18 protein-coding genes and 1 pseudogene are annotated in these 20,488 nt (G+C 63.7%); all 19 read left to right on the top strand.

The window, feature by feature from the left end; translation table 11 throughout:
* Nucleotides 1-151 precede the first annotated feature (151 nt).
* Complete coding sequence (locus tag CKO31_RS22200) at nucleotides 152-787, top strand: FkbM family methyltransferase (protein WP_200241678.1); 636 nt, start codon at nucleotides 152-154, stop codon at nucleotides 785-787.
* A 1,368-nt stretch (nucleotides 788-2,155) separates the two neighbouring features.
* A complete protein-coding gene (locus CKO31_RS22195) occupies nucleotides 2,156-3,124 on the top strand; it encodes a glycosyltransferase family 52 (protein WP_200241677.1) in 969 nt (322 codons plus the stop codon).
* A 31-nt stretch (nucleotides 3,125-3,155) separates the two neighbouring features.
* The gene (locus CKO31_RS22190) at nucleotides 3,156-4,421 is read left to right on the top strand and encodes a glycosyltransferase family 4 protein (protein WP_200241676.1); all 1,266 of its coding nucleotides are present in this window, start codon (nucleotides 3,156-3,158) and stop codon (nucleotides 4,419-4,421) included.
* Complete coding sequence (locus tag CKO31_RS22185) at nucleotides 4,390-5,781, top strand: hypothetical protein (RefSeq protein ID WP_200241674.1); 1,392 nt, start codon at nucleotides 4,390-4,392, stop codon at nucleotides 5,779-5,781. Before CKO31_RS22190 ends, CKO31_RS22185 begins: the two co-directional genes overlap by 32 nt.
* A gap of 6 nt (nucleotides 5,782-5,787) precedes the next feature.
* Entirely contained in the window at nucleotides 5,788-6,978 is a 1,191-nt protein-coding gene (locus tag CKO31_RS27020; RefSeq protein ID WP_200241671.1) for a glycosyltransferase, read from the top strand.
* Between the two features lie 52 nt (nucleotides 6,979-7,030).
* The gene (locus tag CKO31_RS22175) at nucleotides 7,031-8,230 is read left to right on the top strand and encodes a glycosyltransferase (RefSeq protein WP_200241669.1); all 1,200 of its coding nucleotides are present in this window, start codon (nucleotides 7,031-7,033) and stop codon (nucleotides 8,228-8,230) included.
* Nucleotides 8,231-8,311: 81 nt separating this feature from the next.
* Nucleotides 8,312-9,358, top strand: coding sequence for a UDP-glucose 4-epimerase GalE (galE, locus tag CKO31_RS22170; RefSeq protein WP_200241666.1), 1,047 nt, complete (start codon nucleotides 8,312-8,314; stop codon nucleotides 9,356-9,358).
* Nucleotides 9,355-10,140, top strand: coding sequence for a class I SAM-dependent methyltransferase (locus CKO31_RS22165; protein WP_200241664.1), 786 nt, complete (start codon nucleotides 9,355-9,357; stop codon nucleotides 10,138-10,140). Before galE ends, CKO31_RS22165 begins: the two co-directional genes overlap by 4 nt.
* A gap of 65 nt (nucleotides 10,141-10,205) precedes the next feature.
* On the top strand, nucleotides 10,206-11,240 hold the full coding sequence (locus CKO31_RS22160) for a sulfotransferase family protein (RefSeq protein ID WP_200241661.1): 1,035 nt from the start codon (nucleotides 10,206-10,208) through the stop codon (nucleotides 11,238-11,240).
* 37 nt (nucleotides 11,241-11,277) lie between these two features.
* Complete coding sequence (locus tag CKO31_RS22155; RefSeq protein ID WP_242475585.1) at nucleotides 11,278-11,877, top strand: LbetaH domain-containing protein; 600 nt, start codon at nucleotides 11,278-11,280, stop codon at nucleotides 11,875-11,877.
* The gene (locus CKO31_RS22150; protein WP_200241659.1) at nucleotides 11,874-12,521 is read left to right on the top strand and encodes a class I SAM-dependent methyltransferase; all 648 of its coding nucleotides are present in this window, start codon (nucleotides 11,874-11,876) and stop codon (nucleotides 12,519-12,521) included. The genes CKO31_RS22155 and CKO31_RS22150 overlap by 4 nt, the downstream gene beginning before the upstream one ends.
* Nucleotides 12,518-13,465 (top strand): glycosyltransferase family 2 protein, encoded by a 948-nt coding sequence (locus CKO31_RS22145; RefSeq protein WP_200241656.1) that lies wholly within the window; start codon nucleotides 12,518-12,520, stop codon nucleotides 13,463-13,465. The genes CKO31_RS22150 and CKO31_RS22145 overlap by 4 nt, the downstream gene beginning before the upstream one ends.
* A 146-nt stretch (nucleotides 13,466-13,611) precedes the next feature.
* Nucleotides 13,612-14,619 (top strand): GDSL-type esterase/lipase family protein, encoded by a 1,008-nt coding sequence (locus CKO31_RS22140; RefSeq protein ID WP_200241653.1) that lies wholly within the window; start codon nucleotides 13,612-13,614, stop codon nucleotides 14,617-14,619.
* A gap of 113 nt (nucleotides 14,620-14,732) precedes the next feature.
* A complete protein-coding gene (locus tag CKO31_RS22135; protein ID WP_200241650.1) occupies nucleotides 14,733-15,173 on the top strand; it encodes an FkbM family methyltransferase in 441 nt (146 codons plus the stop codon).
* Between the two features lie 959 nt (nucleotides 15,174-16,132).
* Nucleotides 16,133-17,089 carry a UDP-glucuronic acid decarboxylase family protein gene (locus CKO31_RS22130; RefSeq protein ID WP_200241648.1) on the top strand — a complete coding sequence of 319 codons (957 nt, stop codon included), beginning with the start codon at nucleotides 16,133-16,135 and terminating at the stop codon, nucleotides 17,087-17,089.
* Nucleotides 17,090-17,683: 594 nt separating this feature from the next.
* Complete coding sequence (locus CKO31_RS22125; protein WP_242475584.1) at nucleotides 17,684-18,358, top strand: FkbM family methyltransferase; 675 nt, start codon at nucleotides 17,684-17,686, stop codon at nucleotides 18,356-18,358.
* Nucleotides 18,359-18,538: 180 nt separating this feature from the next.
* Nucleotides 18,539-18,673: a PIN domain-containing protein gene (locus CKO31_RS27330; protein WP_274607796.1), complete on the top strand. Its 135-nt coding sequence runs from the start codon at nucleotides 18,539-18,541 to the stop codon at nucleotides 18,671-18,673.
* 161 nt (nucleotides 18,674-18,834) lie between these two features.
* Nucleotides 18,835-19,584 carry a glycosyltransferase family 2 protein gene (locus CKO31_RS22120; RefSeq protein ID WP_200241645.1) on the top strand — a complete coding sequence of 250 codons (750 nt, stop codon included), beginning with the start codon at nucleotides 18,835-18,837 and terminating at the stop codon, nucleotides 19,582-19,584.
* Between the two features lie 102 nt (nucleotides 19,585-19,686).
* Nucleotides 19,687-20,415, top strand: a pseudogene (locus tag CKO31_RS22115) (nucleotide sugar dehydrogenase); the annotation flags it as partial.
* Between the last annotated feature and the right edge of the window lie 73 nt (nucleotides 20,416-20,488).

Raw genomic sequence — 20,488 nt, 5'->3', positions numbered from 1 at the left:
GTCTTCACCCCGTCGTGAACCTTTCACGCGAGGTCTACGCCAAGGGGGTCACCCTAACCAACAAGGCCAGGCGCGAAGTCGAAGCGCGGCTGCTGCGCAACCCCGATTTGCCGAAGTGGGATATCCTCATCCGACCCGCCTGCGCTCCCGCATGAGCGGTATAAAATTTTCTGGAAACCGCCTGAGAACCTGCCTTCTCGGGGAATTCGAACGAGCTCTGGAGCTTGCGGGCCCAGTCCCGCGTTGTATCGTAGACGCTGGCGGCTATATAGGCCTTGTTGCGATACTTTTTGCTAAAAGGTTTCCAAGTGCCCGAATTATTTGTTTAGAGCCATCGAGCGACAATTTTAGGGTGGCAGCTCGCAATTGCGCGTGTTTCCCAAATATCTCAGTATTCCACGTGGCGTTGGGTGGCAAGAGAGGGACTGCTGTGCTTAGAGACCGACAGACCGGGGAGTGGGGCTTTACTATTGCGCCTGTTGCGGCAGGCGAAGAATATGACGAGCTAGAAATGGTAGGAGTTATATCAGTACGTGAGTTAATGTCAGAGCACAATATTGAATCGATTGATGTCCTGAAGCTTGATGTCGAAGGTGGGGAGTTCGAGGTCCTGAATGACGCGACCGATTGGTTGAAGGTCTGCAAGCTGCTAATCGTCGAATTGCATGAGCGGATTCGGCCGGGAGTCACGGCGGTTTACGAGCGAGCTACAAAGGGACGGATTGAGGTACACGCAGACGGGGAAAAACGCCTGTCGGTGTTGCCGGTTCGCGGCGCGGACTACTAGTGTATTGGAGTTTTTCAGTTTTTGGGGATCTGCGCGGACAGGTGCCGCGAGTTTTGGAAGGGTTTGCCGGGCTTGGCGCAAACTCCGCCGAAAATGCTACGGCCTAGGCGGGGCTACGTCTGCCGGCCTGGGAACCCTTAAACTCCAGTTGAGAAGTTAAAGCGACAGATAGTAAGCGATTGTCCTGCCAGGATAAAGCGGCATCCCGTGCGGACGCCAGTGTAAATGGGCCCACGAAGAGAAACGAGCGTCGATGGACAAGATTCATTTCATCATTCAGCGGGAATACAGCGACTTTTTGTCAGTATTGCGGGATTCGGACTTAGAGCGCAACTACCCATACTGGCTGGGGGGCCGGCTGAATTGGCCCGCACAGGCATGGCTTCTGCTCAGAAAGCGCCGCGAAGGTTGTACCATTGGGATTGAACCGCTCGCCGGATGTATCAACGTTGCCCATGCGCAGACATGGCGGACTCTCGGACGTCGGCAGGGCGAGTTCCGATTGTCGGCTAGGGCGGATTGTCGACGCGTGTATGATGTCGATTTCGAAGTCGTGCAGAATCCTACGACAGCCGCCGGAAAGCATAGGATTTATTTGCCATATTGGCCTGTTCCCCGCTTAGTGGGACGCGATCCAAAACGGGCGGGTGTGACGACTGTAGCTTTTGCGGGACGCCCTAATCGGGGCAACCTACCTCGCGGGCTCGGCGGTGCGAACCCACTGGATCTCGGCAAGGTTGAATTACGCGTGATTCCGCCAGACGAGTGGCACGACATGTCAGCGGTTGACGTCTTGGTCGGCGTACGATCCTTCGACCGTAAACAGTACCCCAGCAAGCCGCCAAGTAAGATGATTCATGCATGGCGATCGGGTATACCTTTCATCGGTGGTTGGGATAGCGCATACTCGGCGGTAGCGCGACCGGGAGCGGAGTACATCCGCGTGGCATCTATTACCGAGCTGCGGAGTGAGATTAGGCGGCTTGCGGAGAATCCAGCTTGCTACGATAGGCTTGTGGAGAAAGGGCGACGGAGAGCGCCGGAGTTCAGCCACGAAGCTATCGCAGGGTTATGGTTATCGGCATTGGACGGTCCTGTGCAGACCGCCTTTGAGGTGTGGCTTGAGAAAAATGGGAGGAGCAGAGGATGGATCAGGCACAGAGCGGACGTGGTCGCGGACGTAGCGTCGCAGGTGAAGTCGCGGTGGAGAAGAGTATTAGTGGACGGGCGCTGATCAGGGGCGCTCAACAATCTGGTTGTTGACGGCGGTTGTGTGCTTTGTGAGGTTGGTCATGGGGCGCGTCCGGTTGGTAGGTCTGCGGGTTTGTCGGGTTTTTTGATGCGCACCGTATGAGGCCCGGGTTAATAATGCAATGGGGTGTGCCGAACGCAGGGCCGGTATGTGCATTTATTTGTGTTACGCCGCTGCAAGCGTTGATCGCGGAGCGAATAATTTCCTACGAGGGAATCGGGCGTTACATTTTTCTCTTTACGAACACTTTTTATAACGAGAAGATTGAAAGATACTATCAGCGCTTGGCGGCGCCGGCGGTCACTTCCGACTATCTTTTGATGAAGCGAAATCGTATTGCGAATTACGCTCGGCTCGCCATGGTCTACAAGGAGTGGAGGCACTTCGAGGTCGAGCGTATCTACTTCGGTTCAATCAACTCCGCGGCTGTCCAGTTCTTTGCGGCGCGTTTTCCCAACGCGAAGCGCTTCTCATTCGACGACGGAACGGCGAACGTGCTGGAGGAGAGTGCTTATTTTCGAGTAAGAAGGAGGGCAGCGTGGAAGGCCCTCGTGCATCGGTTGGCGCGAGGGAAAGTGGATCAGCAAGCGCTGGTGGCTAGCGTTGAGGCGCACTACACGATCTATTCCGGGCTGAGGAATATAGTCGACGATAGTAAGCTGGTGGAGATTTCGTTGGCGTTCGATGACGGCGCTGATCGTCCGGCAGGAGAGCCGTTGTTGCCGTCGGTAACCATTTTTCTAGGGCAACCGTTGCCGGAAAGTGCGGCAATTCGGCGGGAGAGTTATGTTGAGGTGGTGCGGTCGGTTAGCCCGTGCATGTATTTGCCGCATCCCGGTGAAACCACCTTCGCGTCTTTGTGGAACGTTGTGCACACGGATCGAATCGCTGAGGAATTCTTGATTGCCGAAGCCTCGCGGCGCGAAAGCGTACGAGTATATAGCCTTCAGAGCTCTGCGTTGCTTAACGTCAGGCATCCAAGGATGGAACGATTTGCGATCGACCTCGGACTCCCTGGCGCTTTTAATGGGAGCTATTTGCGCATCGCCAAGCAGGTCGGCTGCAGTATTGTCAGTGTCAATTAGCGTACGACGGATTGACGGCCGGCAGCGCGCGATGGCCAAGGTCGTCGTGACAATGCTGGGGGCTCGGATGCACTACGCTGTGCCGCGACTGCTGTACGAGGCCGGTTTGCTGGAACGCTTCTTCACCGACAGCTATAGCGGGAACAAGCCGTGGTTGCGCCTTGCGGCGCAAGCGATTCCGCGGAAGGTAAGGCCGGCCGTGCTGGAGCGCTGGCTGGGGCGTGACGACGCCGCCCTGTCGCCGGAGCGGGTAGTGAGCTTTGAGGGGCTAGGTTGGTGGTACGCGCACGCGCGGAGGCGAGCGCGCAGCCCGGGTGGTATACAGGAGGTTTTCAACGAATCCGCTGCGCGCTTCAATCAGCTCATCCTGGCGCATCCGGCCTTTGTTGCTGGCGATGTCGTCTGGGGGTTCAACGGGGCATCGCTGGCCCTGTTTGCAGCAGCCCAGAGGCAGGGGCGCCGCTGCATTCTAGAGCAGACGATCCTGCCGAAGCGACTTGCAACCCAGCTCCTTGCGGAGGAAGCTGAACGCTGGCCCGGCTGGGAGGCCTCGGCGGCTGGCGGCGGGTCGCCGCCGGTGTTGGACCCGGTGCTGCGCGAAGAGCACGAATGGGCGCTAGCCGACCGGATCGTTGCCGGCTCGGCGTTCGTACGGGATGGGCTGGTCCAGTTGGGTGTTGCGGAGGATAAGATTCGGGTCGTGCCGTATGGCGTGGATGCGGCGCGCTTCGTGGTTGAGCCGGCTGGTGCAGGTGGCCCGGACCAAACGGCACGAAGGGGGCCATTGCGGATTCTGTTCGCGGGGCAGGTAGGAGTGCGCAAGGGCGTGCCGGACCTTCTCCAGGCACTTCGACGCCTGCCGGTCAATGCTGTTGATTGCCGACTCGCGGGGCCGATCGGGCTGGCCGCTGATAAGCTGCGCGACCTGCCGGGCGCGGCACAACTGCTAGGCCCTGTTCCGCGCTCCCGCATGGGCGAACTCTTCCGCTGGGCCGAGGTCCTGGTGCTGCCGTCTCTTGTCGAGGGCTCGGCAACGGTCACCTACGAGGCGCTGATGTCCGGCCTGCCGGTGATCGCGACCCCCAACGCCGGTGCGCCGGTGCGCGACGGCGTTGATGGAAGCCTCGTTCCGATACGGAATCCGCAAGTCCTGGCTGATGCGTTTCAGCGATATCTCGATGCCCCGGACCTGCTGCGTTCTCACCAAAACGCAGCGCTGAAGGACCGGGCGCGGCTTGGGCTCGAGACCTATCGGGACAATTTGGTTGGCGTGGTTCAAGAACTTGCGGGTGGATGAGGCGCTCGGCCCCACAACCGGCACAGGGCGGGTCGCGGTGAGCAAAGTACTGCTCGGTATCCTCGTCGCGGAGTGCCTGCTTATCCTTTGGTGGGGTCTGCAGCAGCGCTCGCGCATGATCCAGTACCCATTCCTGGTCGCGGCGGTTTTCCTAGGCTGGATGGTGCCGCAGCTTCTGGGCTTGACGCAGAACCCCTACCTTCCTCCGGGGGCCCTGCCGAAGACGATACTCATGGCCATCCTATGTCTAGGAGCGGTCTATCTAGGCTACACGATCAACCCGCGGCCAGCCCGGCTGTTCTGGTGGCGTTTCGACGAGCATCGGCTCTTGGTCGGCAGTGTAGTGATGTCGCTGCTGGGTGCCTTCTTTTTTTTCCAGGTGAGCCGCCTGGCGGCCTCGGTGACCGCAGTGCACAGCGGTGCGTGGACTGGTCCGATCACGATCTATGTCTTTTTTTCGCAATTACTGACCATCGGGCTTGTAATTGCGATTATCTTGCATTTAAGCAAGCCGCGTTGGCAGACCCTTTTGATCATCGTCTTCGACTTGTCGTTCTATCTTGATCGGATCGTGATCCATGGCCGTCGTGATGCCATGGTGGAATTGGGTCTAATCATATTGATGGCGTTCTGGTTCCATCGCCGCTGGCTGCCATCGCGTTGGTTCATCATCGCTGGCCTGGTTGGCGGCAGCCTATTCATCAACAGCATCGGTGACTATCGCGCGACGATGTTGGCAGAAGACCGAAGCTCCTGGAGCGGTGCAGGACTTCAGGAGATCCTGAGCATCGACTTTGTTGGTAATCTAAACAAGATTATTGAAGGCGAGGCTGCAAGTGCTGACTTGTATAATGCAGCCATGGATATTGAGGCCGCCGACCGGTTGGCTGTCTTTGATTTTTGGCTAACCCTTTGGAACCAGGTGGTCGGCTCCTTCGTTCCCGGCCAGTGGGTCGGTCACGACGTAAAAAATTCCCTGATGTTGGATCTCGGTGTCAAGGGGTATGAGCACTTCGGCTATGCGCAACAGAGGGGAAGTACTTCGACGGGGCTGTCTGATGCGTTTCGATCCTTTTGGTTTTTCGGCGCTATCAAATTTTTCCTTGCGGCTCTAATCATGAGCCGTTGGTATCAAGCTGGTGTAAACGGAAATATAGTTGCGCAAATGATCCTGATGCTGATTATCAGCGATTCACTTCATCTCGTAACACACAGCTCAACCCGATTTTACATGGGCTTTATAGAGCTTGCGGCCTTCCTCTTGCCGTTGTTACTCTTCGCGCGCAGTAAACCGATTCGCGCGCGCTTGATGCGCGGTCGCATTGGGAAGAGGCGCGCTCTCGTTTCGGGGCTCGGCTGATCCCCGGTGAAGCTTGCAATCCTGTTTCACCGGCTCGGGCCTTACCACCACGCGCGGCTGCAGGCTGTAGCGGATCGGTGCGAGGTGGTCGCGGTCGAGTTCTCTCGCGTCGATAAGACCTATGCGTGGATGCTCGAGTCGAGCGAACGGCCCTATCCGGTGACTACGCTTTTTACAGAGCAGGACGTTGCTGCTGCTGATGTCTCCGAGGTCAAGCGTCGGCTCACCGCAGCGCTGAGTGAGCTTGGGCCGGACGCGGTCGCGATTCCGGGCTGGTCGACGGCTCCAGCCTTGGCCGCGCTGCATTGGTGCGCCGCGACCAGAACGGCAGCGGTGATGATGTCCGACAGCACGGCGCACGACGAACCGCGCAAATGGTGGCGCGAAGCCGTGAAGAGCCGCGTTGTGCGAATGGCATGGGCGGCGCTGGTCGGTGGTGGCCCGCATCGTGATTACGTCACGGCGCTTGGGATGGCAGCAGAGCGGGTGTTCACTGGCTACGACGTCGTCGATAACGCGCACTTCGCCGCGGGTGCGGAAGCGGTTCGGCGGCGGGCCGACTCGGGGCGGGCTCGATTGGGGTTGCCGGAGCGGTTCTTCCTGGCGTCCAGCCGGTTCATCGAGAAGAAGAACCTGCCGCGGCTGCTCGAGGCCTACGATCGTTATCGGCGTGGTGTCGGCGCCCGCGCCTGGCACCTGGTGCTGCTCGGCGACGGTCCGGTGCGCGGCAGGGTGGAGGCGATTATCCAAGGGCGCAGGCTCGGCGATTGGGTGCGGCTGCCCGGCTTCCAGCAGTACGCCGAGCTGCCGACCTATTACGGGCTCGCCGGCGCCTTCGTCCACGCCAGCACCTCGGAGCAGTGGGGCTTGGTGGTCAACGAGGCGATGGCCGCTGGGCTGCCTGTGCTTGTCTCCAGCCGTTGCGGCTGTGCGCCGGATCTGGTCGCCGACGGCGAGAATGGCTATACGGTTGAGCCGACCGATGTCGAGGCCCTTGCCGCGGCGATGCAGCGAGTGGCAGCAGACGATTGTGACCGCGAGGCGATGGGGCGCCGGAGCCGGGAGATCATCGCCCGCTGGACGCCGGAGACCTTTGCCCGTGGGCTGCAGGAGGCGGCGGCTGCGGCCCTTGCCGCGCCGTGCGCGCCGAACCGGTTGCCTGACCGCGCCTTGCTCTGGGCATTGATGCGGCGATGACGGCAGGTGGCAGTTTTTTGGTGGCAGGATTGACACAGCGAGGGGCAGCACTATGAAGGTCGCCTTCGTCACCTCATCGCTCTCGCGGCTTGCCGGCGGCATCTTCGAGATCGAACGAGACCTGGCAAGCGCTATGTCGGCTCGCGGCGATACGATCGTGAAGGCGTTTGGTCCGGCCGATCAATATATCGACGAGGATCGGGCGCTTTGGGACTGCGCCGGGGTCCATGCGTATCCGATCGCAGGGCCGCCCGCCTTCGGGTATTCGAGAGATCTGCCGCGGCTCCTCGCGGCCGAAGATGCAGACGTCGGTCATTTGCATTCCCTCTGGATGTATCCCTCGATCGCGATACGGTCCTGGGCGTACCAACATCGTCGCGCCTATGTCGTCACGCCGAACGGGATGCTGGAACCCTGGGCACTGGCCAACTCGCGTTGGAAGAAGCGGGTGGCATTAGCGCTCTACGAGCGGCGGACGCTGACCAGTGCCGCCTGCATTCAGGCGAATACTGAAAAGGAGCTGCACGATGTTCGGGCCTTCGGGCTGCGCAATCCGGTGGCTGTGATTCCGAACGGAGTGCATCTCCCGCCTGCTGATGACGGTTCGCCGCCACAATGGGCGGAGCAGGTTCCCGATGCGCGAAAGGTGTTGCTTTTCCTAGGTCGATTGCATCCGAAGAAGGGACTCGTCAACCTGGTGCGCGGCTTTGCACTGGCGGGCCGAAGAAAGGGGCCGGCGAGCCGTGACTGGACCCTAGTGATCGCCGGTTGGGACCAGGGCGGCCATAGGCGGGCGCTCGAAGGCATCGTGGCGGAGGAAGGCATCGAGCGGCAGGTGCGCTTCATCGGACCACAGTTCGGCGCGAATAAGGCGGCAACCTTGCGCCGCGCGGACTCCTTCGTCCTTCCTTCCTTCAGCGAGGGGCTGCCGATGGCGGTCCTCGAGGCCTGGGCATTCGGGAAGCCGGTCGTGATGACGCCGGCCTGTAATCTCCCCGAGGGCTTCGCCCAGGGCGCAGCCCTGTCGACCGGTTACGACGCGACCTCCGTCGGTTGCGCGCTGGAAGAGCTTTTTAGCATGTCGTGCGACGACCTTGCAGCGATGGGCGCGCGCGGGCGACGGTTGGCCGAGACACGATTTAGCTGGGCCGAGGTGGCAGCGAGGCTGCGAGAGGTGTACGCATGGGTGGCCGCGGAGGCGCCGCGGCCGGACTGTATCGTGCTCGACGAGGCGGGCGTGAGCGCGGGCTAGCCGCCGATTCAAAGCAGGCCACGGGGCGGCGCCGGGAAGTCTCGGGCGCGCCGGGCGATACCAACGGAGAGCTGCATTCGTATGCGATCACTATCGGCGAAGAACATCTTGGTGACCGGGGGTGCCGGATACATCGGTAGCCATACCTGCAAGGCATTGCATCGCGCTGGTTATCGGCCGGTGGTCTGCGACAATTTGCTCCATGGGCATCGCTGGGCCGTGCGCTGGGGACCTCTGGAGCAGGGAAACATCGCCGACCGGCAGTGGCTGGATGACGTACTGCTGCGCTACCAGCCGATTGCGGCAATGCATTTCGCGGCGTATGCCTATGTCGGCGAGTCCGTGTCGGAACCGGCAAAGTACTATCGCAACAATGTCGCCGGCACTCTGACTCTGCTCGAGGCCTTGCGCGATCACGGGGTGGAGCGCTGCGTATTCTCCAGCACCTGTGCAACCTATGGAGATCCGGAGACCGTCCCGATACCCGACGATGCCGTACAACAGCCAATCAACCCCTATGGTGCGTCCAAATGGATGATGGAGCGCATGCTCGCGGACTTCGATCGCGCCTATGGTTTGCGCTCCATCGCGTTGCGGTACTTCAACGCGGCCGGCGCGGACCCGGATGGCGAGATCGGCGAGTGGCATGACCCAGAGACCCACTTGATTCCATTGGCCATCGCTGCGGCGATGGGCTCAGGCAAGGAATTGTCGATCTACGGCACGGATTACGATACACCCGACGGTACCGCCGTTCGGGACTATGTGCATGTGGCCGATCTTGCCGCGGCCCACGTGCGTGCGCTCGACCGGTTGCTCGCGGGCAGTGGAAGCGGCGCCATGAATCTGGGGACCGGCCGCGGACGGTCGGTCCGAGAGGTCATCGACGCGGTCCAGCGCGTGGGCGGCCGCAGGGTGCCGGTCGAAGAGGCGCCCCGCAGACCGGGCGACCCGCCGGTGCTGGTTGCGGATGCCGCGCTCGCACAGCGCCAGTTGGATTGGACGCCGGCGTATTCCGGCCTGGACCAGATCGTCGAGACGGCTTGGCGCTGGCACGAGAGCCGGACCGGCGGTGGGGCGGCGGAACAGGTGATCGATTCGCGTGGTGTCGCAGGGACTAAACCATGAGCGCCGCCTCCGATCGGCAGGTTCAAGGTGAAGCGGCTACGCATGGCCAGACACTGCTGACGCGCACCTTCCCTGAGATCGGCGCCGGCGGCTTCACGTCTCGCGACGGCACGGTCGAGTTTCTGACTCGCGTGCATTCGCTGTTGCGCCCGCAGATGCAGGTGCTGGAGTTCGGCGCCGGGCGCGGGGCGGGGCTGCAGGATGATGCGGTGCCGCTGCGGCGGGGGCTGCGCAACCTGCAGGGTAAGGTCGCGCGGGCGGTGGCCTGCGATGTCGACGAGGCGGTGCGGGCGCATCCGGGGGCGGACGAGGCGGTGGTCATCCAGCCCGATGCGCCGCTACCGTTCGCGGACGCCGATTTCGATCTGATCGTCTCGGACTTCGTATTCGAGCACATCCAGGACCCAGCCCAGGTCTCAGCTGAGCTGGGGCGGGTGCTCAAGCCTGGCGGCTGGCTCTGTGCGCGCACGCCGAACCGATACGGCCCGGTCTCGCTGGTCACGCGCCTCATCGACAACTCGCGCCATTCGCGCGTGCTGCGCTGGGCGCAGCCTGAGCGCAAGGACATCGACGTCTTCCCCACGGCGTTTCGGCTCAACAGCCTGCGCGACTTGCGTCGGTGGTTTCCCGCCGAGCGGTTCGAGCATTTCACGTACCGCTACGAGCCCGAGCCGGCCTACTTCTTCAACAGTCGGGCGGTGCTGAGACTGATGCTGTTCCTGAGCTGGCTGCTGCCGCCGGTGATGAAGACCAATCTTTTTGTCTTTCTGCGTAAGCGCTGATCCATGAAGCACGGCCGTCCTTGTTCACATCTCGAACGCCAGAAATCGCGATGGAGACAGAGCGCTTGACGGATAGCAAGCCAACCGAAGAATCTCGGACTCGGCAGGTCGTCGCGGTCCTCGGCTGTTACCGTGGTGGCACCAGCCTGTTGGCGAGGCTGCTGCCTGTGATCGGCGTGCCGCTTGAAGGCGAGCTGATGCGCGCCGGCGGGTGCAATCCAACGGGATTCTGGGAGAATCAGGACATCCTGCAGGTCAACGAGGAGTTGGCGGCGTATCTACCTCGGCGGGGGTTCTCGCCCAACCTCGAGATGGCGCGCGTGCAAGCCCAGCCCGGATATCCGCTGGTGAGAGAACGGGCACTGGAGATCCTCAAGCGGCTGTTCGAGGTAAGCCCGGTGGTAGGCTTCAAGCATCCGGCCACCAGCCGGCTGCTGCCGTTCTGGCAGGGGGTGTTCGAAGAGGTGCAGGCGGGTGCGGCGTACCTGATCGCCGTCCGGGATCCGGGTGCGACTGCCGAGTCCTTGCGGGTGAACTTCCACCTGCGCATCGAGGCTGGGTTGCTGCTGTGGCTTGAGCACCTGATGCGGGCCTTGCAGTTCACGCAGGCGCGGCCGCGTGTCATCGTCTCCTACGAGCGGATGCTGGAGGCGCCACCTGAGCAGATCGCGCGTATCGTCGAGGCGTTCGGCAAGACTCAACAGATCGACAACACGACCATCGATTGGTACGCGCAACGGTTCGTCGATCGGCGCCTGCAGCACGCCGCCGGCGGGTCGCGCCAAACCCGACGCCTGCTGACGGACTTCCCGCTCGTCGGGGAGCTCGATGGCCTGCTTCGGGCGCGCGCCGACGACGCCATCGATGAGCTTGGGTTCATGGACGCGGCGCAGTCGTTGATCGCACGCTTCGACCGGGAGCTGCCGGCAATCCGGCTGCGCTACCCCTGCCTAGCGGACGCCGAACGCAGCCGCATCTCGCGGGCCGGGGTGCTGTATTTCCGACTGCGGCACGAGGGGGTACGCTCGACACTGCGGCGCTTGCAGGAACGTCTCGAAGCGCGTCTGGTCCGGGTCGGCGACCGACGGCGGAATTATTAGATGACGACCGCCCGATTCGCGTTCGGAAGACCTCGGAATGCTCAACCAGCTGGGTAGCCGCGGCATGGAGCGCCTCGACGTGACCGCCTGCCGTGAGGCGCGCCCGTACCGCGCGCGCGAATACCTGGGGCGCGTGCTCTGGTCCCTGGCGACACCCTTGTTCCGCCTTAGCCCTAGGCCCCTGTTCGGCTGGCGGCGGCTGCTGCTTAGGGCCTTCGGGGCGCGGATCGGCCGTGATGCCCACGTATATCCGAGCGCACGCATCTACCTGCCTTGGACCCTGACCTTGGGCGAGCAGGCGAGCATCGGCGAGTGGGCCCTGATCTATAACCTCGGGCCTGTAATAGTCGGGGACCGCGCGACGATCTCCCACCGGGCGCACCTTTGCGCCGGGACGCACGACTATCGCGATCCGGCGCTGCCGCTACTGCGCCTGCCTATCGAGATCGGGCCGCAGGCTTGGGTGTGCGCCGATGCCTTTGTCGGGCCTGGCCGGCGCGTTGGTGAGGGCGCCATCGTCGGCGCGGCCGCGGTGGTGGTGGCTGACGTGCCGGATTGGCAGATCGTGTCGGGCAACCCGGCGCGGATTATCAAGCAGCGGGTGCTGCGCTGTCGCGACGAGGAGGAGAACGAATGAAGGAGTCCGCGATCAGCGGTTATCACTACGATCACGCCGGCCTGAATGATTCGCACGGCGTCCTGCTGGCTGCGGTTCTCCGCTTGCTCTCCGAGCTGGAACGCTCTGACGTAGTCGGTCGCGAAGGCGGACGGCGCATATTCGACCTCGGTTGTGGCAACGGCAGCGTTGCGAATGCACTCACTGAGCGCGGCTGGGACGTGAAGGGCGTCGATCCGTCCGCCGAAGGGATCGCATTGGCTCAAGCTGCCTACCCGCATCTGACGCTTGAGACCGGCTCCGCCTGCGATGACCTGGCCGCCCGATACGGCCGGTTTCCGGTTGTGCTCAGCCTAGAGGTGGTAGAGCACGTGTACGCGCCCCGAGATTATGCGCGGGCAGTTTTCGATCTGCTCGAGAAGGGGGGGGTGGCGATCCTTTCGACCCCGTATCACGGCTACTGGAAGAACCTGGCGCTTGCGGTCACCGGAAAGATGGATGCGCACTTCACGGCGCTCTGGGATCACGGACACATCAAGTTCTGGTCCATCAAGACCCTGGGCGAGCTGCTGCGCGAGGCGGGCTTCCTCGGCATCCGCTTCGAGCGCGTCGGGCGGGTGCCGCCGCTGGCGAAGTCCATGCTGGCGATCGCGCGTAAGCCATGAGACTGACGGCCGTCGTCCTCACCCTGAACGAGGAGCGCCACCTGGGGCGCTGCATCGAGAGCCTGCGCGGCCTTGATGCCGCGGTGTTGGTTGCCGACTGTTACTCGGCCGATCGCACGCTTGAGATCGCGCGCGAGCATGGCGCGCGCGTGGTCCAGCGCCAGTGGGTGAACTATGCGACGCAGTTCAACTGGGCACTGGCTCAGCTCGATGCGGACACCGACTGGGTGCTGCGCATTGATGCGGATGAAGTGTTGACGCCAGAGCTTGTCGCTGAGATACGCGCGCAGGCGCCGGCACTCGGACCGGAGATCGACGGGGTTTATGTCGGGCGCCGGATGACCTTCCAGCGTCGGCTGATCCGCCACGGGGGGGTGTTTCCGGTGCAGGTACTGCGGCTGTTCCGCTACGGACGTGGGCAGTGCGAGAACCGCTGGATGGACGAGCACATCAAGGTGGCTGGGCCGACGGTGCGCTTTGCGGGCGAGCTGATCGACGACAACCTGCAGTCCCTCACCTGGTGGACACAGAAGCATAACCGCTATGCCAGTCGCGAGGCGGTCGACCTGCTGAACCTCGAGCATGGCTTCATGCCGCAGGATACGGTGGCGCGGCTGCACGGCGGTGGTCAGGCGGGCTTAAAGCGCTGGGTTAAGGAGTTGGTATACGCGCGGCTGCCGGGCGGTTTGCGCGCCTTCGCCTATTTCTTCTACCGCTACGTGCTGCGTCTTGGATTCCTGGACGGCGCCGAGGGCACCGCCTTTCATGTGCTGCAGGGGTTCTGGTACCGCTATCTGGTCGACGCCAAGGTGCGCGAGGTTCGCCGGTATATGGCTTTACACCAGTGCGGTGTCGTGGAGGCGATTGAGCAGGTGTTGGAGATTCGCGGCGTGAGCCAGATGGCGGGTCGCGGGGCCGATGGGTCGGAAGCCGGCATCGGCTAATCCGCCTAGGCTACGGCCGACGGGCGAGTTGCGTCCGTGGCTTGGGGGCTTCTGGATAATCGGCGTCGGCTGACACGGTCGCGTTCGCACGAATCGGCGTCGAGCCCGTGCGGGCGCTGGTGCGGCTTATCGAACAAGGAGTTGACATGGGAGCGTGGCGCAAACGGCTTCTGGTGGCCGGCGCGGTGCTGCTCGCGCTGCTTGCCGCCGGCGAGTTCTTCGCGCGCTTCGTGCTCGGCCTCGGCGATCCGCCGCTGAGCGAGGCGCATCCGCGCATCGAGTACCTGTTCCAGCCGGATCAGGACTTGTGGCGCTTCCACAACCGGGTGTTTATCAACGCCTACGGGATGCGCAGCCCGGATTTCCCGCCGCAGAAGGCGCTGGGTGAGCTGCGGGTGCTGGTGTTCGGTGACTCGGTGCTGAACGGCGGCAACCTGAGCGACCAGCCGGAGCTGGCGACCAGTCTCCTGGCCGAGCGCCTGGCCGCGGTCCATGGTGGGCCGGTGACCGTGGGCAACGTCTCGGCCGGGAGCTGGGGGCCGGGGAACTGGTTGGGTTACGTGCAGGAGTACGGCCTGTTCGACACGGACGCGGTGCTGCTGCTGGCCTCGAGCCACGATATCGGCGACAACCCGCAGCACCGGCTGTTGAACCCTAACACCCACCCGCAGCGCCGGCCGGTTTCGGCGCTGCTGGAGGGGGTGACGCGCTATTTGCCGCGCTATCTGCCGGACCTGCCGGTGGGCGGCGGGGACGAGGCGGTCGTTGACAGGCCCTCCGATGACGCGGCGAAGGAGGCCGCGCGGGCTGAGGCGGCGGCGGGCGGCAGCGAGGATCTGCGGGCCTTCCTGCGCTTGGCACTGGCGCACGCACCGACCGCGGTGCTGCAGCATTCGACCCGCTCCGAGCTGCGCGACGGGCCGAAGCCGGGCCGGGCACTGATCGCTCGGGCAGCCGCGGAGGCGGGCGCCGCAGTGTTGCCGTTCGATCCCTACCTCAAGGCCGCGATCGCCGAGGGCGCATCACCGTACCGCGACGACATCCACATCGACGCTGCGGGCCAGCGGGCGCTCGCCGAGGCGCTCTTCGATGCGCTGGTGGAGATAGGCGTGGTGCGACCGGAAGGGATCAAAGAATCGGACGGGACTTCTTAGATCGCTGCGCTTTGTGCTCGGGCATCCGCTCAACCGCAGCCGCTCGGCGGGCGGCGCTCGGTCGCTGGCTGTGCTGGCAGGTGGGGAGCCGGTGCTGCCCGGACCCGGTGCTGGTGCCGTTCGTCGATGAAGTCGGGTTGCTGGTGCGCCCAGGGATGGTGGGCGCCACCGGCAATGTCTACTGCGGCCTGCACGAGGCGGAGGAGATGGCGCTGGTGCTGCATGCGCTGCGTCCTGGGGATTTGTTTGTCGGCCTAGGTGCCAACGTCGACTCGTACACGCCTCTCGCTGCTGCTGCGGGCGCTCGGTGTCTATACATCGAGCCGATTCCGCGCACATTCCCTTGGTTGAGTAAGAACATTGCGCTGAACGGCCTGGCGGGCCGGTTGACGCCGTTGAATGTTGCGCTTGGGCGGGAGCAGGGCGTTGCACGGTTCACCAGCGGCCTGGACACGGTGAACCATGTGGTCGCGCCGGGCGAGGCGGCGGCTGACACAGTGGAGGTGCCGGTGCGCACGCTAGATTCTATCGTGGCGGCGAGTCTCCTAGGCTGATCAAGCTCGATGTCGAAGGCTTCGAAGCGCAGCTCGCTGGCGCCGAGCAAACGCTCAACACGCCTGATCTTGCGGCGCTGATTGTCGAGTTGAATGGCAGTGGTGCGCGCTACGGGTTGGACGATCATCTACTCCACCGCAAGCTACTCGCCCAAGGGTTTGCAACCTTCCGCTACCAGCCTTTCTCGCGGGAGCTGGAAGCACTAGACGGTACGTGTTGCACAACGGACAACACTCTATATATGCGTGATCAGCAATGGCTGAACGCCCGCCTGCGCTCGGCACCCGCTTTCCGGCTGGGCATTGGACGGTCCCTTTGATTGCGGCGAGGCGCCCGGCAAGCTCTATCCCGCGGTGGCGTTGAGCATAAGTCCAACCAGCGACAGGGCTCTGCATCCCACGCTGCGGACACCGGACGAGTATTCGCCGTAGGTCGGGCTGAGACACGAAGCCCGACGCCGCGCTTGCCGACAACGCCTGCTTGTCGGCCTGCTTGCGCCGGCCCGACCTGCGCCGAGGCATGTGTGCGCCGGCAGCAGGCAATACTTGGTCGGTCTCTCCGGCGCGGGAGCAAAGGCGGACGCTCTGCGGCCCAGGGCCATTGGCGCGATATGGTCGGACTTACGATCAAGGCCCCCGCGGTAGCATTTGTGGCGCGTAAGCTGCTGAAATAGACGCTGTCGGGAGACCGCTCTTCCGGCTCCGTTCGATTTTTTGGGTGGATGTCCAGTAAGTCAGTGCGTCCAGTAGGGTGGACGCGCGATTGCGAAGTCCACCGAGCGCTGGTCGGCACTGGGTGGACTGCGCTGCCGCTTGTCCACCCTGCACCCGGAGCCTATGCGAATGGTCGGAGTAATGACCAACGCCAACCGTAACCATCGATTGTGAGGGGAGGGCCTTTTGGCGCGCGTCCGTGAAGCCGGCGGCAGGCATCCCGCAAACTGTAACTTGGTGAATCCATGAATTATGCCTTGCGCAAGCGTGTGCTGGTCACCGGCGGTGCCGGCTTTCTGGGGTCCCATCTCTGCGCGCGCTTGCTGGCCGATGGCCACGACGTGCTCTGTGTCGACAATTTCTTTACCGGCACCAAGGACAACATCCTGCATCTGCTGGATAATCCGCATTTCGAGCTGATGCGCCACGATGTGACCTTTCCGCTGTATGTGGAGGTCGACGAGATCTACAACCTGGCCTGTCCGGCCTCGCCGGTGCACTACCAGACCGACCCGGTGCAGACCACCAAGACCAGTGTGCACGGCGCCATCAATATGCTGGGGCTCGCCAAGCGGGTGAAGGCCAAGATCTTTCAGGCCTCTACCAGTGAAGTGTATGGGGACCCGACGGTGCATCCGCAGCCGGAGCATTACTGGGGCAACGTCAACCCCATCGGCCCGCGCTCCTGCTACGACGAGGGCAAGCGCTGCGCGGAGACCCTGTTTTTCGATTACTGGCGCCAGCACGGGCTGCGGGTCAAGGTGGCGCGGATATTCAACACCTATGGGCCGCGTATGCACCCCAACGACGGGCGGGTGGTCTCGAATTTTATTATGCAGGCGTTGCAGAACCAGCCGATCACGCTGTATGGCGACGGCGCCCAGACGCGCTCTTTCTGCTATGTGGACGATCTGGTGGAGGGCTTCGTGCGGCTGATGGACAGCCCGGACGAGCTGGTGGGGCCGGTGAACCTGGGCAATCCGGGGGAATTCACCATGATCGAGCTCGCGGAGGCGGTAAAGGAGCTGACCGGTTCCGGCTCGCAGCTGGTACATGCGCCGTTGCCCGAGGACGACCCGCGGCAGCGCCAGCCGGACATCGACTTGGCGCGCGAGCGCCTGGGCTGGACGCCGACGGTGACGCTGCGGGCGGGGTTAGCGCCGACGATTGCGTACTTTGAGCAGTTGCTCAAACCGGCTTGACTGACGGCGCTGTCGTGGCGCGAAGCCTACGGTTCAGCGTGGCCAAGGGTGTCTTCGAGATCCCGTACGACATCGATTCGCAGAAATCCTAAGTGGCCGGTCGGTTCTTCAGGCGCTCCGGGCAACAGCCCCAGTCGCTGTGGGAGCGGAGGCCCCGCGGCAATTGGCTGCGCTCACACCTCGGGCGGCTGCTGGCGGCGAGGACGGCGCGGCCACAGCGCCGCCGCTGGGCTGTCAGCTGCGGTGCTGGCGCTCATAGGCGGCACGGGCGGGCCGCGGGCGGCAGGAATAGCGCCAGCGCGCAGGCCGTTTTGTGGCGTATCGGGTCGGCCGGGCGCCCGGCGCATTTCGTGGTTCTCACAGGTGGCTTGTGCGATGTCTTTATCCCGAAGCCTGCCGTTTATTTGGGATCACCCTCTGAGCAAGGGGCGGCGTCTCGCGAACCTCGGGCGGTTCGCACGCTGGCAGGTGCGAAGCAGGCTCTCCGCCGGGCCGCATGTCGTTGACTTTGTCGATGGCGCGCGGCTGTTGGTGCGCAGAGGGCAGACGGGGGCGACCGGCAACGTCTACGTTGGACTGCATGAGTTCGAGGACATGGCCTTCGTGCTCCATGCGCTGCGCCCTGGTGATGTCTTTGTCGATGTGGGCGCGAACGTGGGCGCCTACACGGTGCTGGCCGCCAAGGTCGCCGGTGCTTCGGCGGTGGCGGTCGAGCCCGTGCCGGCGACCTTCGAGGCGCTGTTGGGTAATGTCGAGATCAACCGTATCGGCGGGTTGGTGGATGCTCGCAATTGTGGGCTCTCCGCCGAGCCTGGGGAGCTGATCTTCACGGGCTCTTTGGATACGACCAACCACGTGCTGCAGGCGGACGAGCCCGGCTTTGCCGACGCGGTGACGGTGCCCGTCACTACCTTCGACGCGCTGGCAGCGGATCGCTGCCCGCTGCTGGCGAAGATCGATGTGGAGGGTTATGAGACCCAGGTGCTGGATGGCGCCGGCGCGGCGCTGCAGTCACCGGCTCTGCGGGGGCTCATTCTGGAGCTGAACGGCAGTGGGGAGCGCTACGGATATGCGGACGAGGCGCTGTTTTCCGCTGTCGTCGAGGCGGGCTTCGCGCCCTATCGCTACGAGCCCTTTGGCCGTTCATTGCAACGGCTGGACGGCCCGAACCGTGCCGGCGGCAACACCTTGTTTCTGCGCGATGTGCCGTTTTTGGCGCAACGGGTTCGCGATGCGCGGTCGGTTGATGTGCGCGGGGTGGCGTTTTGATGCGCTCGGCCATGATCTACTTCCGCAAACGCCGAACTATCGGCGGTTGCTTACGCTCACCCTTCTGCTGGAGCTAGCGTGAGAGATGGGCGGGCTCTCTGCGCTTCCTGCACCGACATCGAGTGCGTCCTGCGGGCCTGGCTCGGCATCGGCCGTGCGACCGTTGGGGATCGGGCCGCGGTGCTCGATGACCTGGACCGCTTCGGCGCGGGGATGGACATGGCCGACGCACTGCACCTGGCTCGCAGCCGTCGGGCGGTGGCGTTTGTGACCTGCGGCCGGCGGCGCACCCGCCTGGGCCGCAGGATTCGCTGACGCGCCGAAGGCCGAGCTGCTGGAATAAATCTGAGGTTGCGCAATCGCCGGGGTCGCGTTTGCTAGCGTGGGCGGCGTAAGGCATCAGCGCTTGATGCGGCGTTGGCAGGAACCGGGCGGATGCCCGGTTTTTTTATTTGGGCGCTTGGGGGGAGTGCAGCATGAAGATCTCTGTGGTGACGGCGACCTATCACTGCGCGGACACCATTGGCGATTGCTTGGGGTCGGTGGCGGGGCAGTCGCTGGCGGAGCGGGAGCACATTGTCATCGACGGGGCGAGTACGGACGGGACCCTGGAGGTGTTACGGGCGCACGAAGCAGGGCTGGCCGCGCTGGTGAGCGAGCCGGACGACGGGATTTACTCTGGGCTGAACAAAGGGCTTGCGCGGGCGAGCGGCGATGCGGTGGGCCTGCTGCACGGGGATGATGTGTATGCCGACACGCAAGTGTTGGCGCGGGTGGCCGACGCCTTTGCGGACCCGGCGGTGGAGGCGGTGTACGGTGACCTGGTGTATGTGGCCAAGGACGACCTGGGGCGGGTGATCCGCTATTGGCGCGCCGGGGCGTTTCGGCCTGGGCGCTTGCGGCGGGGGTGGATGCCGCCGCATCCGACGCTGTTTCTGCGCCGCTCGGTGTATGAGCGCTTTGGGCTGTTCGATACGCGCTATCAGATTGCGGCGGACTACGACCTGATGCTGCGGGTGCTCTCCCAGCTCTCGGGCCGTGTGGTGTACCTGCCGCAGGTGCTGGTGCGCATGCGCGTGGGCGGGGCGAGCAACCGCTCGCTGCGGCAGGTGGTGCGCAAGTCCTGGGAGGATTACCGGGCGTTGCGGGCGAATGGCGTGGGTGGCGTGGGCGCGCTGGCTTGGAAGAATCTGTCGAAGGTGCCGCAGCTGTTTGTGCGCCAGTAGCCGGTCGCTGTTGCCCGGGGTGGTGCCGTGTGCGGTCGCTATCGCCCGCCGGTCTTGGCGGGCCGGCACAATGAACCTGCTATGCAATAGGGCCTGTTGCTCATGGCGCTCTACGGCCAGGTGATCGAGTCGGTGGTGCCGGTGTCGTCGACCCGCGCGGCGGAGATGACCAAGCTGCTGGAGAACATCCACCGCACGGTAAACATCGGCCTGGTCAACGAGCTAAAGGTGGTCTGCGACCGCATGGGCATCGACATCCACGAGGTGATCCGGGCGGCGGCGACCAAGCCCTTCGGCTTCACGCCCTACGACCCGGGGCCGGGTTTGGGCGGGCACTGCATCCCCATCGATCCTTTCTATCTGACCTGGAAGGCGCGCGAGTACGGGCTCAACACCCGCTTCATCGAACTGGCCGGTGAGGTGAACACCAGCATGCCGCAGTGGGTGGTGGCCAAGGTGGTGGATGCGCTCAATGAGCGCGGCAAGGCGGTGAAGGGCGCCCGCATCCTGGTGCTGGGCCTTGCCTACAAGAAGAACGTCGACGACCGCCGCGAGTCGCCGTCGATGGTGCTGATGGAGCTGCTGCAGGCCAAAGGCGCCGAGATCAGCTACTCGGACCCGCACGTGCCACGCTTTTTGCCCATGCGCAAGCACGACTTCGATCTGGAGTCGGTGCCGCTGACCGCGGAGGCCCTGGCCGCCGCGGACTGTGTGCTGCTGGCGACGGACCACGACCGCTTCGACTACGAGCTGATCAAGGCGCACGCGCCGCTCATTGTCGACACCCGCGGGCGCTACCGCGAGGCGGCGGCGCATATTGTGCGGGCTTGAGTGGAGGAGGGGGCGGGAAAGGGGCTGGAAGAGCGGCCGGGGTCGGTTTGGACGTCCCCGGTCATTGCGGCCG

This window comes from Thiohalocapsa halophila (assembly GCF_016583825.1).
In the GTDB taxonomy this organism is placed as follows: Bacteria; Pseudomonadota; Gammaproteobacteria; order Chromatiales; family Chromatiaceae; genus Thiohalocapsa; species Thiohalocapsa halophila.
The sequence above is the reverse complement of the archived record's forward strand: the minus strand, read 5'-3'. Positions and strand labels throughout refer to the sequence as shown.

Bases quoted from the DNA above. Each gene is read 5' to 3' on its own strand.
- CKO31_RS22200 (WP_200241678.1), top strand. From the start codon at position 152: ATGAGCGGTATAAAATTTTCTGGAAACCGCCTGAGAACCTGCCTTCTC.
- CKO31_RS22195 (WP_200241677.1), top strand. From the start codon at position 2,156: ATGCAATGGGGTGTGCCGAACGCAGGGCCGGTATGTGCATTTATTTGT.
- CKO31_RS22190 (WP_200241676.1), top strand. From the start codon at position 3,156: ATGGCCAAGGTCGTCGTGACAATGCTGGGGGCTCGGATGCACTACGCT.
- CKO31_RS22175 (WP_200241669.1), top strand. From the start codon at position 7,031: ATGAAGGTCGCCTTCGTCACCTCATCGCTCTCGCGGCTTGCCGGCGGC.
- galE (WP_200241666.1), top strand. From the start codon at position 8,312: ATGCGATCACTATCGGCGAAGAACATCTTGGTGACCGGGGGTGCCGGA.
- CKO31_RS22165 (WP_200241664.1), top strand. From the start codon at position 9,355: ATGAGCGCCGCCTCCGATCGGCAGGTTCAAGGTGAAGCGGCTACGCAT.
- CKO31_RS22155 (WP_242475585.1), top strand. From the start codon at position 11,278: ATGCTCAACCAGCTGGGTAGCCGCGGCATGGAGCGCCTCGACGTGACC.
- CKO31_RS22150 (WP_200241659.1), top strand. From the start codon at position 11,874: ATGAAGGAGTCCGCGATCAGCGGTTATCACTACGATCACGCCGGCCTG.
- CKO31_RS22145 (WP_200241656.1), top strand. From the start codon at position 12,518: ATGAGACTGACGGCCGTCGTCCTCACCCTGAACGAGGAGCGCCACCTG.
- CKO31_RS22140 (WP_200241653.1), top strand. From the start codon at position 13,612: ATGGGAGCGTGGCGCAAACGGCTTCTGGTGGCCGGCGCGGTGCTGCTC.
- CKO31_RS22130 (WP_200241648.1), top strand. From the start codon at position 16,133: ATGAATTATGCCTTGCGCAAGCGTGTGCTGGTCACCGGCGGTGCCGGC.
- CKO31_RS22125 (WP_242475584.1), top strand. From the start codon at position 17,684: ATGGCCTTCGTGCTCCATGCGCTGCGCCCTGGTGATGTCTTTGTCGAT.
- CKO31_RS22120 (WP_200241645.1), top strand. From the start codon at position 18,835: ATGAAGATCTCTGTGGTGACGGCGACCTATCACTGCGCGGACACCATT.